The 15,289-nt window shown below is 67.8% G+C and carries 11 protein-coding genes; 6 read left to right on the forward strand and 5 right to left on the reverse strand.

Annotated features, from left to right (window positions below; translation table 11 throughout):
- The first annotated feature begins 239 nt into the window (after window positions 1–239).
- From ACF088_RS06280 to ACF088_RS06295, 4 genes are all read left to right on the forward strand, one after another.
- Window positions 240–770, forward strand: coding sequence for a hypothetical protein (locus tag ACF088_RS06280; protein WP_392374233.1), 531 nt, complete (start codon window positions 240–242; stop codon window positions 768–770).
- Window positions 767–1,441 carry a peptidase inhibitor family I36 protein gene (locus ACF088_RS06285; protein WP_392374234.1) on the forward strand — a complete coding sequence of 225 codons (675 nt, stop codon included), beginning with the start codon at window positions 767–769 and terminating at the stop codon, window positions 1,439–1,441. The genes ACF088_RS06280 and ACF088_RS06285 overlap by 4 nt, the downstream gene beginning before the upstream one ends.
- Window positions 1,442–2,129: 688 nt before the next feature.
- Window positions 2,130–6,524 carry a hypothetical protein gene (locus tag ACF088_RS06290; RefSeq protein ID WP_392374235.1) on the forward strand — a complete coding sequence of 1,465 codons (4,395 nt, stop codon included), beginning with the start codon at window positions 2,130–2,132 and terminating at the stop codon, window positions 6,522–6,524.
- An 11-nt stretch (window positions 6,525–6,535) separates the two neighbouring features.
- Window positions 6,536–6,877 carry a hypothetical protein gene (locus ACF088_RS06295; protein ID WP_355786811.1) on the forward strand — a complete coding sequence of 114 codons (342 nt, stop codon included), beginning with the start codon at window positions 6,536–6,538 and terminating at the stop codon, window positions 6,875–6,877.
- Window positions 6,878–7,051: 174 nt separating this feature from the next.
- Here ACF088_RS06295 and ACF088_RS06300 read toward each other — a convergent pair whose 3' ends face one another.
- Window positions 7,052–7,288 (reverse strand): hypothetical protein, encoded by a 237-nt coding sequence (locus ACF088_RS06300; protein ID WP_392374236.1) that lies wholly within the window; start codon window positions 7,286–7,288, stop codon window positions 7,052–7,054.
- A gap of 12 nt (window positions 7,289–7,300) precedes the next feature.
- Here ACF088_RS06300 and ACF088_RS06305 point away from each other — a divergent pair, with 12 nt between their 5' ends.
- The gene (locus tag ACF088_RS06305; RefSeq protein ID WP_392374237.1) at window positions 7,301–7,645 is read left to right on the forward strand and encodes a hypothetical protein; all 345 of its coding nucleotides are present in this window, start codon (window positions 7,301–7,303) and stop codon (window positions 7,643–7,645) included.
- A 215-nt stretch (window positions 7,646–7,860) separates the two neighbouring features.
- On the opposite strand, the gene adh is transcribed toward ACF088_RS06305, so the two are convergent.
- The 3 genes from adh to ACF088_RS06320 form a co-directional block, all read right to left on the reverse strand.
- Window positions 7,861–9,384, reverse strand: coding sequence for an aldehyde dehydrogenase (gene adh, locus ACF088_RS06310; protein ID WP_392374238.1), 1,524 nt, complete (start codon window positions 9,382–9,384; stop codon window positions 7,861–7,863).
- 67 nt (window positions 9,385–9,451) lie between these two features.
- A complete protein-coding gene (locus ACF088_RS06315; protein WP_392374239.1) occupies window positions 9,452–10,774 on the reverse strand; it encodes a GAF domain-containing protein in 1,323 nt (440 codons plus the stop codon).
- Window positions 10,775–11,020: 246 nt separating this feature from the next.
- Entirely contained in the window at window positions 11,021–12,313 is a 1,293-nt protein-coding gene (locus ACF088_RS06320) for a glycoside hydrolase family 18 protein (protein ID WP_392374240.1), read from the reverse strand.
- A gap of 337 nt (window positions 12,314–12,650) precedes the next feature.
- Here ACF088_RS06320 and ACF088_RS06325 point away from each other — a divergent pair, with 337 nt between their 5' ends.
- Complete coding sequence (locus tag ACF088_RS06325; RefSeq protein ID WP_088801336.1) at window positions 12,651–13,823, forward strand: acyl-CoA dehydrogenase family protein; 1,173 nt, start codon at window positions 12,651–12,653, stop codon at window positions 13,821–13,823.
- A 157-nt stretch (window positions 13,824–13,980) separates the two neighbouring features.
- Here the strand turns inward: ACF088_RS06325 and ACF088_RS06330 are convergent, their stop codons facing one another.
- Window positions 13,981–15,138, reverse strand: a complete 1,158-nt coding sequence (locus tag ACF088_RS06330) for a pyridoxal-phosphate dependent enzyme (protein ID WP_392374241.1) — start codon at window positions 15,136–15,138, stop codon at window positions 13,981–13,983.
- Between the last annotated feature and the right edge of the window lie 151 nt (window positions 15,139–15,289).

The following is a 15,289-nucleotide window of genomic DNA, read 5'->3' on the forward strand; positions in this document are numbered from 1 at the left end:
CAACTCGCAACCACGTCTACTGCAATGAATCGAAGGAAAAAGGTTATGACTTAGAGACCGGCATAATTGCCGGTCGATACTTGGGATGCCGTCTGCGACTGAGGTCATGCAAGTAGATGTGGCCGAGAAAGCTGATGGATTGCGCGGTAACAATGCCTCCCATTCCTTGTGTGAGCTCCGTTGTTTTCCGGTTCCAAGAGACCACGCCTCACATACTTTGGTCACCGAAGGGGCCCTCCATGGCAGACGAGATAATGCGCAGCATCCACTCCTGGGAAGAGGCCCTCGGGCGGAGTGGTGGGACGACTTTTGATCCGTCGCTGCTGTCCCGATTCCGTATCGTCGAGACTACTGGCGCGAGCAGACGATTTCTGATTATTCTTTCTCTGGTTATCGCTGTTCTACTCACTGGATGCAGCGTGGATAGCGATGCTCGCCATGACCGCAAGTTGACTCCAACGAGCCCTCCGACCATCACCTCAGCCCCATCGAGGGCGGCCACAGAACTAGCCGACCGATACCGCCAGGCCGGAGGGGACGCCGACGTCTCCGGCATCCGCCACGCGAAGAACGGCACGGGTGTGCTCGTGCTGACCGTATGGACCCACAAGAAGACCAGCTACGCGAATTTCGATAACTTCGCCACCGGCTTGGCATCTTTCCTAACTCGGGAAGGCGTACACCTCGCTCAGGGCTACGTGCTCAACGTGTATGGCCCTGACGGAATCCGTCTGCACAACTACGACACGACCCCGGAGCATAACCCTTGATATCCAAGCATTTAACCAAGGTCCTGTTGGCTGCTGTTTCTACCGGCGCCCTTCTGTTAGCTACTGGCCCGGTGGCGTACGCGAATGAATCTACTGGTGCGCCATCTGCAACGGCAATCGAAAGCCCCTCTCCGTCGGCCAACCCATCCAAGCCAGTGATCGCCCAGTACAACGGGCGGCAAATCAACCTTGCAGAGGATGAGAACTGGGGAGGAGTCAGCAGTTGTACTGAACTTCCCGGCGGGGAGGTGCACTGTTATGACACGAATGAGGAAGCCCTGGCCGACCCCGCTCTTCCCGCATCAATCCGCCAGGCGACCTTGAAGGCCGCCGCATCGCTGACGTCGCCTCCTCCGAGGGGATGCATCGAGGACTACTGGTGCCTCTTCGAGAACCCCAACTACGCGGGAAGGGTCCTTCGATTCAGCAGCGACGGCAAGCATGACCTCGGCGAGTGGGGGTTCCGCGACAAGTTGAGCTCGGTCTATTACCAGGTCCTGCGCTGGCCGACCAACTACGGCATCGCCAGGCTCTGGGACTACCGGTCGTGGCCGCTTCACGACCGTCAGCGTGACCTCATCTCCCACCGCCACCCCAGCATGGCGAACTTGGACTACCCGGATGGCGGGAACTGGAACGACAAGGTCGACAGCTTCGAAGTCCGTCGCTGACCTGACCCGCGCACAATCGATTCGCGGCGCTCGCCCAGCAGAATTCTGCGCGAGCGCCAATTAAACAAAGGGTGCATACCATGAGCTGCGACACGCAGGGGATCGGGTGCAGCGGCCGACGGACGTGATCACGTCCTTTGGTTGGCGGGTCTGCCGTTTTCGGAAAGCCTGGAGCTGAGCTGCACCGAAGTCACCGCAGAGCGGGCCCGGTGAGAAAGCCGTCACCCGAGCAGCTTCCGCGCACCCGTCGTATACCCGGCACACCGCCGGTCTTCCTATTCGGCCTGGGTTCGAACAGGCAGACCGGCCCTATTGCCGTTGGTGGCGCCGTGCCCATCCCAGAAGGAGTGGTCAACGCCGCCGCCATCGGCCGGGCGAGGTCCGCCGCAACACCCTCAACGTAGCCTCCCTCACAGCCACGATACGGAAAGGCTCGTTCTCAGCCCCTGTGCGCCGGCCCGGATTTCAGCGGAAGATCCCCGTCCTGGGCCCGCTGCCACCTGAGAACACGACCGGAGATCGTCGGGGCAGTATCCGCCCCGCCTCGACGCCTCCGTCGGCTGACCTCCCTCCAAGCTCCCGCCCCATGCTCCGGGTTCTGCGTTAAGCGCTGGGCGGACCATTGCCGCGCTCACGTCTGGCACGGGCAGCACGTGAACCACTGCTGAGTTGCGCGAGGCTGACGTTTTTGCCGTTCACATCAACTATTTTAAGGAGCGACTTGATACGTCGTCATCACAGGACGAAGTGCCTACGTACACCGCTGCTCATCACCACGGTCGCGCTGGTCGCGAGCGGCCCCGTGGTGTCGCAGGCGCTCGCTGCCGAACCCCCCTCCCCAGCCCCCGGACCGAAGGGTTGGGACGCGGTCGCGGCCGCCGAGCGGAAGTTACCCGACAAGCCCCGCTCAAGCCGCGTGGCAAGCCCGGACGCCAGCCTTGGCAAGAGCTGGAAGCAGAGCAAGGACCGGGCCGTGACCGGCGTGGCCGACGTGAAGGCTTTCAAAATCCTCGCCGCCGATGAAGCCAAGGCGTACGACTGGAAGACGGTCGCGGCCCTTGCGGAGCCGGCCATGCCCGCCGACTCGTGGATCGGTAACCAGTGCGTCATGGACCGCGACCATGTCGCCGCCGTGTATGCGCCCCGCACGTTCACGAACAAGCCCGACCTGATGCAGGGAGGCGCGTTCGCGGCGATCGTCAACACCACGACCGGTGCCGTGACGAAGCTGCCCTTCACCGCCTCCCTCGCCTACTTCGACCCCACGTGCAACCCGCAGACGCACACCGCCGCCTTTACCGCCTACAGGGACATGAACGACCCGGCGAAGACCAAGACGCGGGTGATCACAGTCGACACAGCGGGGAAGACGACGGGCTCCACCGCTGTCGACGGCCAGGTGACCAGCGCAATCCCGGTGAAGGACGGTGCGGTCGCCGCACGCGGACGCCAACTCATGCACATAGGCACGTCCGGCTCGGTCAAGAAGCTGACGACCGCCGACAGTACGCCGTTCGACATCCGCCTGGCCGCGCGGGGGAACATCGTGTTCGCGGATCGCAGGAACGACACCACGGCGCAGGTGAAGGTGTTCACGGGGCGGGGCAAGCCCGCCCTCGTCGCCTCCGGTCGTCTCTCCGACATCGGCATCCATCAGGGCGATGGAGGGCGGGTGTTCCTCACGGGTCACCCCACCGCCGGTCCCCGTCTCGAGGCCACCGGGATCAGCCGCCTGGCTGTGCCCGCTGAGGCCGACATTTCCACCCACGGGCACCTCGCCGTGAACCCTGTCCTCGCCCCCGGCATCCGCGCCGGACTGAACCACATTTCCCACGCGGGCAAGGGGTTCAGGAATGCGGAGGGGACGCAGGCGGTCCTGCCCGCGCGTTCCCCGCAGCAGGTGGCTCTGGACCCGGTGAAGGTCACCTCGACCGCCACCTTCACCGGCAAGGCGGTTTCTCAGTCGGTGGCCGATGTCACGGCGGAGAACGGCAACAACGCCCTCAGCCCCGCTCTCGGGGGCACCGGTGAGCCGAGCACCGCGCTCGCACCACGCGCCGCGGACGGCGAAGTCTCCCACGACCCCACCGACCCCGACCGCTGGTGCTCCATCTCCCGCAACGACGCGACGATGCAGGCCCTGCAGCCCACACCGAATCAGGTGGAGTGGGCGGTCGGCATGGCCGTCCGGGGCAAGCTGCGGAGCGGCGTGATTCGTCAGGGCGAATACCGCAGTCAGACGGGCATGAGCACGATTGACCCGCAGGGACTGTTCCCGCCGCCGACACTGAAGGGCGGCCAACGCATCCCCGCCAACGTCATGCTCGGCATCCTCGCCCAGGAATCCAACCTTTGGCAGGCCGAATCCGGTGTCATCCCCGGGCAGACGGGCTCCCCGCTCGCTGCCGTCGACGGCTACTACGGCCACAAGGCGGACAAGGACGACCCGTCGGCCTACTGGAAGATCCACTGGGACAAGTCCGACTGCGGCTACGGCGTCGGCCAGGTCACCGACGGCATGCGGAAGGCCGGCAGGGAGAAGTCGACCGAGAAGGGCATGGATCCCAAGCTGCAGAAAGCGGTCGCGGTCGACTACGCGAGCAATATCGCCGCCTCCATGTACACCCTCGCCGACAAGTGGAACGAGGTGCACACCGACGGGCAGAAGGTCACGGTCAACAACGATGACCCGAAGCGCGTAGAGAACTGGTTCACCGCCGCCTGGAACTACAACCTCGGCTTCAACGGCAAGGGTGCCCCGGGCAAGCCGTGGGGCCTCGGCTGGTACAACAACCCCGCCAACCCCTTCTACCCGCCCAGACGCGGCCCGTTCATGAACACGGACATGGACAAGGAAGCCAATCACGACGCGGCGCATCCGCAGGACTGGCCATACGAGGAGAAAGTGATGGGCTGGTCCGCCTGGTCCATCGACACCGGATACTCCTACGGGACGGACGGGCGGCAGGACTGGAAGGGCGAGTCGGGCTTCAGCTCGGCCGGCTTCCAGCCCGCCTGGTGGACCACCGTCGCCAACCGCGCCACGGTCTCCCCGCCCATGTTCAAATTCTGCGACATCCACAACGGGTGCGACCCCGCCAACCCGCCCGACTGCCCGGACGCCAAGTGCTACGAAAAGTTCTGGTGGAACCAGGAGAACGCGACATGGAAGGATTGCGACAGTACGTGCGGTAACGAACTGATCAAGTATGCGACGGAGCGGCCCGAACCGGGGCGCGGCAACCGCCTCAAGTACGGCGAGCCGGTCTGTTCCGGCGCCCCGAAGGACGCGGTCGTCGTAGCCTCCGTCCCCAACGGGACGCAGTCCTGGGCCTCTTGCGGGAAGGTGACGTCGTCGGGCAGTTTCCAGTTCACCTTCTATCCCGACTCCGACAACCACTATGAGGCCAAGGCTGACCTGCACCAGGTCGGCGGCGGCTACGGTGGCCACTTCTGGTACACCCACACCCGCGACAAGGCGCACTACGGCGGCCCCTCAGGCACCATGACCATCGACGGCACCTGGACCTTCGGCCAGACGATGGACCTGGGCAAGGTATGGGTGCACCTGCCCGACACCGGGGCCCAGGCGAAGCACGCCAACTATGTGATCAAGGGCGTCGACGGCGGGGACCGCACGGTCACCATCAACGCCGACAGCGACAACAGTAACAAGTGGATCTCGCTCGGCGGCTACAAGTTCACCGGCGCACCCAGCGTGACCCTGTCGAACTACGCCTATGACGGCACCGCCGACGCCGACATCGCCTGGGGCGCTGCGGCCTTCCAGCCGCTCAAGGGCACGTACGTGAAGGACACGATCGAGGCCGACGCGTTCTTCGACGAGGACCAGGACATCGATGTCCGGCCGGAATCCAGCTTGTTCAATACACCGTTGAAGTCCCGCAAGGACCTGTACGGCTGGGCGTTGAAGACGTCTCAGAGCGTCGCGGCGCTGGGGAGCTGCACCGGAGGCATCCCCGACTCCCGGTGCACCATGCCGAAGACCCGGGATGCGGTGCAGAAGTGGCGTGATGAGGTGCAGCAGTCGGGCACCTCCACCACCGACCACCCCGACGGTCACTCCATCCCCGCTTGGATGCACTACTCCAACCCGTACACGAAGCGGCCGTCGAACGACCAGCGCCCGTCGTGGTTCGGTCAGGACGGCGGGGCTTACAAGATGTACAACAAGGCGACCGTGTCGTACATCAAGACCTCCGACGGGAAAATCGTGGACGGCAGCCAGTCCGTCACCTACGACGACCGGACCGCCGACACCCACATGCCCACGTTCGTCCACGACTTCATCAAGAACGTCAGTGCGGAATACGGCATCCCGGAACCGGGGCTGAACTACGCGCGGAAGAACCTCAACGTCCACGATGGCGCCACCACGCACACGACCACCAACAGTGACGGAATCCTCCCCGGCCTTGCCTACCAGTCGATCGGTGTGAAGCCGGTCCTCACCGACTACGACGACAACCCCGTGTCCGGCGACAAGGGGCAGTGCGTCGCGGTGATGACCACCGCCGGCGGGGCCATCGGCTACCGACCGGCACTTGGCATCGACGGGCTCACCGAGAGCGTCTCCGCATGGGTGGACAAGGTGTCGCGTGCCACAGGGGCGAACCATCCGGTGACGACGATGGCAGCGGAGATCCGCAACATGTTCTTCAAGCCCGGCCTCACCGGCTCCATCTTCGGCAGCGCGCCTCCCATCTGGCAGGAACTCGACTTCAAGTCGTGCGCCGACGACTCGATCCGCAAGGTGTCCGCTTCCCCCGTCCTGCGCTCCAGCTACATGCCGAATCAGTACCTGTACCGCAACGGCAAGTCCATCAACCTCGACGGCACCTACACTCAGTCCAGCAATCCGGTGACCACGGGCGACTTCTACCACTTCAGTGGTATGAGCACGCCGCCCAACAGGGAGAACCCCTACACAGAGTGCGCGAGAGACAGCGGACATTCCGGGAACCCGTGGAGTATCACGGTCCTGTCCGATACCGACACTGATCCCGACGCCCACTTCTGTGGTGCTCCCGCAAAGAGTCCTGATGCGGAGTACACCCGATAACTCTTAGCTCGGTGTCCGGGACCCTGACATGGCGACCGGACACCGAGCTCCTGGCAAGGAGGACATGCGATATGTGGATAGGGGCCGTCCTCATTGGGGTCGCAATATTCTTGGCTCCGGCCGTTCCCTGGTTCCTCTTCCTGGCGCATCGAGTGTTGGGCGCCGTCGCCAGTGGTGTTTTCGCCGCGGTGGTTACGGCGTGGGCATGGCAGTTCGAAGGTGCGAGAACCGGTATCTATCTCACGGTGTTGTCTGCGCTCGTCAGGATTGTTGTTGAGTTGTTCGGTCTCTTCGAACCGGGACGCGCCAAGCATGCGGAGCGGAAGGCGGCAGAGGAGGAACAGCAGCCGTAGGTCCAGCAGGTCGTAGTGAGGTGGGCCGGACCGAGCTGGTGGCCGCGGAGTTGATGGTGCATCTGGCCGTGAAGGGGGTTCTCCCGCACGGTTGAGGTTGCACAACGACGCCGATCTGCGGGCGAGGCGTGGGTACCCCACTGTCCTGAGCCGGCGGGGGTTTGCGTGTGACGGCTACCAGGGCAGTCCGGAGGTGGCACCCGAGCCGGCCAGGACGAGCAGGGCGATCTCGGTGGCGGTGTTACCGGCGGGCCGCGGTGTCGGAGGGCAGCTCGTTGAAACGGCTGTGATGCAGCGCAGTTGGCTGCCCCCGAGGACCTGGAAGAGCGCATCCGCCCCCTCGTCAGCAGTGGGGAGTTCCTGCAACAACTGATGGAGAGGGTCACTGAGACGCAGATCTGTGAGCAACACGGTGCGTACGGCATGGCGCTCATCAGTATCGGCAGCTTCACTGAAGCTCTCCTCCTCGACGTCCTCACGCACAGAGATCCCAGCCTGCAACGGGGCTTCCCTCAGGGTGAGAGGCGCGTTGCCCCTGAACGAGCCAGCTTCGCCCTGCTGCTGGACACCGCGCGCACCCGAGGATGGATCCAGATGGACGCCCACGACTTCATGGCGATCGTCCGCGAGTACCGAAATTTCGTGCACCTCCGCAAACAACGAGAACGTGGCGTCATCCCCGACCGCGATACCGTCGGCATGTGCTGGGGGCCAGTCCTTGCGGTGCCCAACGACCTCGAGACCACCCGAGAGCCCACTGCCGTGTGACCACGCCCGTCCCCGACGCCGTCCGCACTTCTTCGCATGCCTCGCCCCGCCGAGGGCGACGCATCATAGCGCCCCAGCTGGTCCGTGGCTGGTCCGGGACGGGCGCAGATTCGTGGTGAACGGGTCCGGAAGGTTGCTGAACGGTCACGGATAGTGGCTGCGCCCTGTGGGTGCCTGAAAGGGTAAAGCCCCCTCCGAGCACCCAACTTGAGACTCTAGAAGAACCCAAGTTTCTTCGGACTGTATGAAACAAGAATGTTCTTCGTCTGCTGATAGTGGTCCAGCATCATCTTGTGGTTCTCCCTGCCGATGCCGGACTGCTTGTAGCCGCCGAAGGCCGCATGGGCCGGATAGGCGTGGTAGCAGTTGGTCCACACGCGCCCGGCCTGGATGGCGCGGCCCGCGCGGTAGGCGGTGGAGCCGTCGCGGGTCCAGACGCCCGCGCCGAGTCCGTAGAGCGTGTCATTGGCGATGCCGATCGCGTCGTCGAAGTCGCTGAACGGGGCCACGGCGACCACCGGGCCGAAGATTTCCTCCTGGAAGACCCGCATCTCGTTGTTGCCCTCGAAGATCGTCGGGCGGACGTAGTAGCCGCCCTCCAGTTCGCCGCCGAGCTCGGCGCGGGAGCCGCCGGTCAGGATGCGGGCGCCCTCCTTCTGACCGATGTCCAGGTAGGAGAGGATCTTCTCCAGCTGGTCGTTGGAGGCCTGTGCGCCGATCATGGTGTCGGTGTCCAGCGGGTGCCCCTGGACGATCTTCTCCGTGCGGGCCACCCCGGCCTCCAGGAAGTCCTGGTAGTGACCGCGCTGGATCAGCGCCCTGGACGGGCAGGTGCACACCTCGCCCTGGTTGAGGGCGAACATGGTGAAGCCTTCCAGTGCCTTGTCGTGGAAGTCGTCCACCGCGGACGAGACATCGTCGAAGAAGATGTTGGGGCTCTTGCCGCCCAGTTCGAGCGTCACCGGCCGCAGGTGTTCGGACGCGTACTGCATGATCAGACGGCCGGTGGTGGTCTCGCCGGTGAAGGCGACCTTGGCGACCCGGGGGCTGGACGCCAGGGGCTTGCCGGCCTCGGCGCCGAAGCCGTTGACGATGTTGACCACGCCGGGCGGCAGCAGGTCCGCGACCAGGCTCATCCAGAAGTGGACGGATGCGGGGGTCTGTTCGGCCGGCTTGAGGACCACGGCGTTGCCCGCGGCCAGTGCCGGGGCGAGCTTCCAGGTCGCCATGAGGATGGGGAAGTTCCAGGGGATGATCTGGGCGACGACGCCGAGCGGCTCGTGGAAGTGGTACGCCACGGTGTCCTCGTCGATCTCCGACAGGGACCCTTCCTGGGCGCGGATGGCGCCCGCGAAGTAGCGGAAGTGGTCGATGGCGAGCGGGAGGTCGGCCGCCAGTGTCTCCCGTACGGGTTTGCCGTTCTCCCAGCTCTCCGCGACCGCCAGGGCCTCCAGATTCTGTTCCATCCGGTCGGCGATCCTGTTGAGGACGGTGGCGCGTTCGGCGGCGGCCGTACGGGCCCAGCCGGGCGCGGCCGCGTGCGCCGCGTCCAGGGCCCGCTCGACGTCCTCGGCGGTGCCCCGCGCGACCTCGGTGAACGGCTGCCCGTTGACCGGGGTCGGGTTCTCGAAGTACCGGCCCAGTGCGGGCGCCACGAACTCGCCGCCGATCCAGTGGTCATAGCGGGGCAGGTAGCTCATGACGGCATCGGCGGAACCCGGGCTGGCGTAACGGGCCATGGTGCGGCCTCCCAATCGCTCTCGGCGCGGTGCCCGCCACTCCCGTGTGACGGGCGTTGTGCGCAGGCTATGGCGGGGGAGGTTGCGTGAACGTTGCGACGCGCGCGGCGGCGGGCGCGTGCGCGGCACGGGGGGCGGCACCGGTCAGGCCGTACGCCGCGCGCAGCCGGTCCGCGGTCGCCATCGGTGCGCTACGGGCCGGGGAGCGCTCGGGTAGGGCGTCCACCAGGGCTTCCCAGATCTCCAGGTCGTCCTCGCCCCAGGGGGTGCGCGACCACTCGCGCAGCAGGCCGGGGTCGCGGGTGGCGAGCAGCGTACGCCGTAGCCGGTCCTCCAGTGCACCGCGCAGCCGCTGTACACCGGGCGCCTCCGACAACGGCAGCAGTGGACCGCGGTACGCGCCCCATGCGGAGCGCACCTCGCCGGCGTCCAAGGCCTCCTCGACGGCGCACAGATCGGTCTCGACGGGCCGGCTCAGCCGGTACGGACGCGAATGCAGCAGCGTGCCGACGAGATGGCGCAGCCGGGACAGCTCGGCCCGCAGTGTCACCGGGCGCATCTCGCGCTCGCCGTAGAGCAGCACCGAGAGCTGATCACCCGTCAGCCCGTCGGGGTGCCGGGCCAGCAGCGCCATGATCTCGCTGTGCCGGCGGCCGAGTCGCACCCGCTTCCCGTCCACCACCAGCAGCGCCTCGTCCCGGCCCAGCGCCGACAGGCAGACGCCCAACTCGGGCACTTCGGCGGCGAGGTGGGCTTCCGCGGCACGTGCGGTGGCCTGTACGAGAGCCAGGCTGTGGGGGCTCGCCAGATGGTCGCCGCCAGTGATGTCGACCGCGCCCAGCAGCCGCCCGGTCCGCGGATCGTGCAGCGGGGCGGCGGCGCAGGTCCAGCGCTGCACCTGCCGGTTGTAGTGCTCGGCGGCGAAGATCTGTACGGCGTGATCGGCGGCGAGCGCGGTGCCCGGGGCATTGGTGCCGGCGTGCCGTTCGTCCCAGCGGGCGCCGACCACGAAGTTCATCCGCTCGGCACTGCGCCGCACCCCGCGGTGCCCCTCCACCCACAGCAGCCGCCCCTGCGGATCGCAGACGGCCAGCAGATGTGCGCCGTCCTGCGCGAAACTGCCCAGCAGCTCCCGGAAGACGGGCATCGCACGGGCCAGCGGATGTCCGTCCCGGTAGGCGCCCAGCGTGGCCTCGTCCAGATCGATGGGCGCGGCGCCGTCCGCCGCGGCCCGGGCGTCGGCGGAGCGGCGCCAGGAGTCGGCGACCACCTGGCGGACCGGTGGCGCAACGGTCCCGTCGCTGAGGAAGGCCGCATGGGCCCGGCGCACCGTGCGGGTGCGCTCCACCGGATCGGCACCGGTCTCCATCGCCAGCCAAGGGTTGACCACGCGTCACCTCTTCACCTGTGGCTCCTGCCCCTACGGCCGATGGTGCTCGTACCGGGCGGGGGCGTAAACCCCGCAGATGCGCCCGGTCACCCACGGGCGTCACCGTGGTCACTGTGCGCGCAGCCGTCACGGAGGAGCGCGCCGTCCTGCCGGTGACGGGCACAGGGCACCGGCCCCGGCCGCTGCCGCACGACGGGCGGGCGGGAGGCCGCCGCCTCCCGCCCGCCCGGTTCCGCTCCTGCCGGCCTACCTGATCGCCTTGATCAGTTCACCGCCTGTGGTGTCACCGCTCAGCTCCCAGAAGAACGTGCCGCCCAGGCCCTGCGCGTCCTTATAGGCCATCTTCGTGCCGATGGTCTCCGGGGTGTCATAGCTCCACCACTGGTCGCCGCACTTGGCGTAGGCGGTGCCGCCGACCTTGCCGGTGGCCGGGCAGCGGCCCTTGAGCACCTTGTAGTCGTCGATACCGGCTTCGTACGTGCCCGGTGCCGCGCCGGTCGCCGTGCCGCCCGGCGCATCCTGGGTGACGCCCGACCAGCCACGGCCGTAGAAGCCGATCCCCAGCAGCAGCTTGCCCGCCGGGACGCCGAGGCCCTTGAGCTTGGCGATGGTGTCGGTGCTGTTGAAGCCGGCCTTCGGGATACCGCTGTACGACGTGAGGGGGGAGTGCGGCGCCGTCGGGCCCTTGGCGTCCCAGGCACCAAAGTAGTCGTACGTCATCGGGTCGTACCAGTCGACGTACTGCGCCGCACCGGCATAGTCGGCCGCGTCGATCTTGCCGCCGGACGAGGCGTCCGCGGTGATCGCCGCGGTCACCAGAGCGCTCCGGCCGAATGTCGAGCGCAGCGCCTTCATCACCTTGGTGAAGGCGTCCTTACCGCTGGCGTCGCAGGTCAGGCCGCAGGCGTTGGGGTACTCCCAGTCGATGTCGATACCGTCGAAGACATCCGCCCAGCGCTTGTCCTCGACCAGGTCGAGGCAGGACCGGGCGAAGGCGTCGGGGTTCTTGGCGGCCTCGCCGAAGCCGCCCGACCAGGTCCAGCCGCCGAACGACCAGATCACCTTGAGGCCCGGGTGCAGCTTCTTGAGCTTGCGCAGCTGGTTGAAGTTGCCGCGCAGCGCGCCGTTGTCCCAGGTGTCCGCCTGGCCGTCGACGCTCTGGTCGGCGGTATAGGCCTTGTCGTAGTCGGCGTAGGAGTCGCCGATGGCGCACCTGCCGCCCTGAACGTTGCCGAAGGCGTAGTTGATGTGCGTCAGCTTGGCCGCCGAGCCCGAGGTCTCGATGTTCTTGACGTGGTAATTGCGGTCGTAGACACCCCAGTTGGTGAAGTATCCGACGACCTTGTTTCCCGCTGCGGCCGACGTTGCCGTGGCCGACGTTGCCGTGGCGGGCGCGGACGGGTGCTGTCGGGTGGGGGCCCCGGCCGGGTCGGCGGCGGCCGGTCCGGCGAGCAGGGTGCCGGCCAGTGCCGCCGTACACAGCGCGGTGGCGGCGGCGATCACTCTGCGCGGTGAGCGCATCCGGTGCGGTCTGAGCATGTCGTCTCCTCGGAGGGGGGCGAGGGGTGGAGCCTGACCTGCGTCCGAATTGGCATGAACGCGTTGAACGTTGGGGGAGAAGGTAGAAGGACTAGACCAGTGAGTCAATGGTTCGGACCAATTCGATGCCCGGGCGCTGCGGAGGCCGGATTCCCGCTGTCCGTGATGATCAACCCGTGACGCGAGGCCGCCGATCGGGCATACTCCTAGCGCCACCGCCGCAGGTCATCGCCTTCCGCAACCCGGAACGCGATCATCGGCCTGGCACGACGAAACCGGCGCCGCCGCCCACCCTGCGCGTGTCGCCGCAGCGCCCGACAGGGAGGAGAGCGCCGCCATGACCGAGTACGGCCCCCGGCCGGTGGACCGCAGGCTGCCCACGGAGGAAGCCCGCGACCTGTTGACCCTCGTACGTGAGCTTGCCGAGCGCGAGATCAGGCCAACGGCAGCCGAGGAGGAGGACGCCGGCCACTTCCCGCGCGAGACCTTCACCCTGCTGTCGGAATCCGGACTGCTCTCGCTGCCCTATGACGAGGAATTCGGTGGCGGCGGCCAGCCCTACGAGGTCTACCTCCAGGTTCTGGAGGAACTCGCCGCCGCCCGGCTCACCGTCGGTCTCGGCGTCAGCGTGCACACCCTCGCCTGTCATGCGCTCGCCGGATACGGCACCAAGGAGCAGCGCGCCGAACATCTGCCGGACATGCTCGGCGGCGGCCTCATCGGTGCCTACTGCCTCTCCGAGCCCTCCTCGGGCTCCGACGCCGCCTCCCTGACCACCCGGGCCACCCGGGAGGGCGACACCTGGCGGCTGGAGGGCACCAAGGCCTGGACCACGCACGGCGGCGTGGCCGACTTCTACACCGTGCTGGCCCGCACCGGCGGCAGCGGCGCCCATGGCATCACGGCCTTCCTCGTTCCCGGCGACGCCGAGGGCCTCAGCGCGGCGGCACCCGAGCGCAAGATGGGCATGAAGGGCTCGCCGACGGCCCAGCTGCATTTCGACGCCGTCCGCGTCCCCGACTCCCGCCGCCTCGGAGACGAGGGGCAGGGCTTCGCCATCGCCCTGTCCGCTCTGGACTCCGGGCGCCTGGGCATCGCGGCCTGTGCCGTCGGTGTCGCCCAGGCGGCGCTGGACGAGGCGCTCGCGTACACCGCCGAGCGGCAGCAATTCGGCCGCCCGATCGTCGACTTCCAGGGCCTGCGCTTCATGCTCGCCGACATGGCCACCCAGATCGAGGCCGGCCGCGCCCTCTATCTCACCGCCGCCCGGCTGCGCGACGCGGGATTGCCGTTCTCCAAGGAAGCGGCGATGGCCAAGCTGTTCTGCACGGACACCGCGATGCGGGTGACCACCGACGCCGTCCAGCTCCTCGGCGGCTACGGCTACACCCTCGACTTCCCGGCCGAGCGCTATATGCGCGAGGCCAAGGTCCTGCAGATCGTCGAGGGCACCAACCAGATCCAGCGGATGGTCATCGCCCGCCATCTCGCGGGCCCCGAAACGCGCTGAGCGGGGGTGGGGCGGGGCGGAGGCGGCCCGGAGCTCTCCGGCCCGCCGCCGCCCCGCGGGCATGTCGCGCCCGCCGGGCATGCCCCGCACACTCCGCGCCCGTCCGCCGATGCGCCCGTCCGCTCGCCCGGCCGTCAGGCCGTCAGGCCTCCCGGCCTCAGCCCACCAGTCCCTTGAGTCCCGTCGCCGTCCCGATCGCGACCACCAGCGCGCCGGGTGTGCGGGCCGGATCCCGCGCCACGGCGGACCCGACGGCCGAGGACGGCTCCAGGATCAGGCCCTGTGCCGCCAGCCTCCGGTGTTCCGCCCGGATCGCCTCGTCGTCCAGCGCCACGGCCGTGCCCGCGGTGCGCCACAGCGCGTCTAGCCCCTGCCAGCAGGGCCGCTCGTCCCCGAGGGAGAACGCCACCGTGGGCCGGGCCGTCACCCGCGTACGCTCCTGGTCCGCGCGGTCCGGGCGGCGCAGCGCGGCGGTGAACGGCGCCGCGGCGGAGGGTTCCGCGGCCACCAGCCGGGGCTCGTGGGCGATCAGCCCCGCGGCCGCCAACTCCCGGAAGCCGCGGCCGACTCCGGACAGCAGATCCGCCCGGCTGGTGGGCACCACCACCGCGTCGATCCGCCGCCCGGCGAAGTCCCGCGCCAGCTCGTAGGCGACCGACTTGTACCCCTCGTTGGCGTACGGATTCCCGCCCGGCGACGGCGAGGAGTAGCTGGTCAGCGGATACCAGTGGGATTCCTCCACGGCCCTGGCCATCGCCGCGTTCCGTGCGCCGGTGGTGCCCGGGTGCACCCTCCGCTCGGCGCCCAGCGCATCGATCTGGGCCTGCAGTCCCGCCGGCACCTTCTCGTTGGTGAACACCACACAGCGCAGCCCGGCCCGCGCCGCATACGCCGCGGCCGCCGCCCCGGCATTGCCGGAGGACGCGGCGACCACGGTGTCGGCACCGGCTGCCACCGCCGCGGCCACCCCGACGGCCATCGCCCGGTCCTTGTGGGAACCGGTCGGATTCCCGCCCTCGTATTTCAGCCACAACTCCCCGGCGGGCGAGCCGTCCTGGGGCCGGTCCGGGGCCGTCCGCAGCCGGACGCACGGGGTGTTGCCCTCTCCCAGCGTGACCGGCGGTCCGGAGACCGGCAGGGCCGTCGGCAGGCCCCACGGCCCGCCCGGATACGCGGCGAGGTCCACACCGGTCAGATCCGCGAGCGGCGGCATCGTATTGACGCCGATGCCCTCCGCGGCACAGGTCCGGCACCCCGCGAAGCCCTCCGAGACGCGGGCGCAGCGCAGGCAGTGCAGGGGAGGTCGTGAGGTCACCGTGGCTCCAGTGGTCGGTTCGGCATCGACTCAGAAGGTAACAGGTGAACTGTCGGTTCGGCCCCTACCTCTTTCGGGGGTCTGGTCGTCCGGGTTGAGCTGACGTACCGTCAATTTTCGCTGTGGGGGGCGGTATCCCCGGCGAAGCCCT

Source organism: Streptomyces sp. NPDC015125 (assembly GCF_043080045.1).
Classification (GTDB): Bacteria; Actinomycetota; Actinomycetes; order Streptomycetales; family Streptomycetaceae; genus Streptomyces.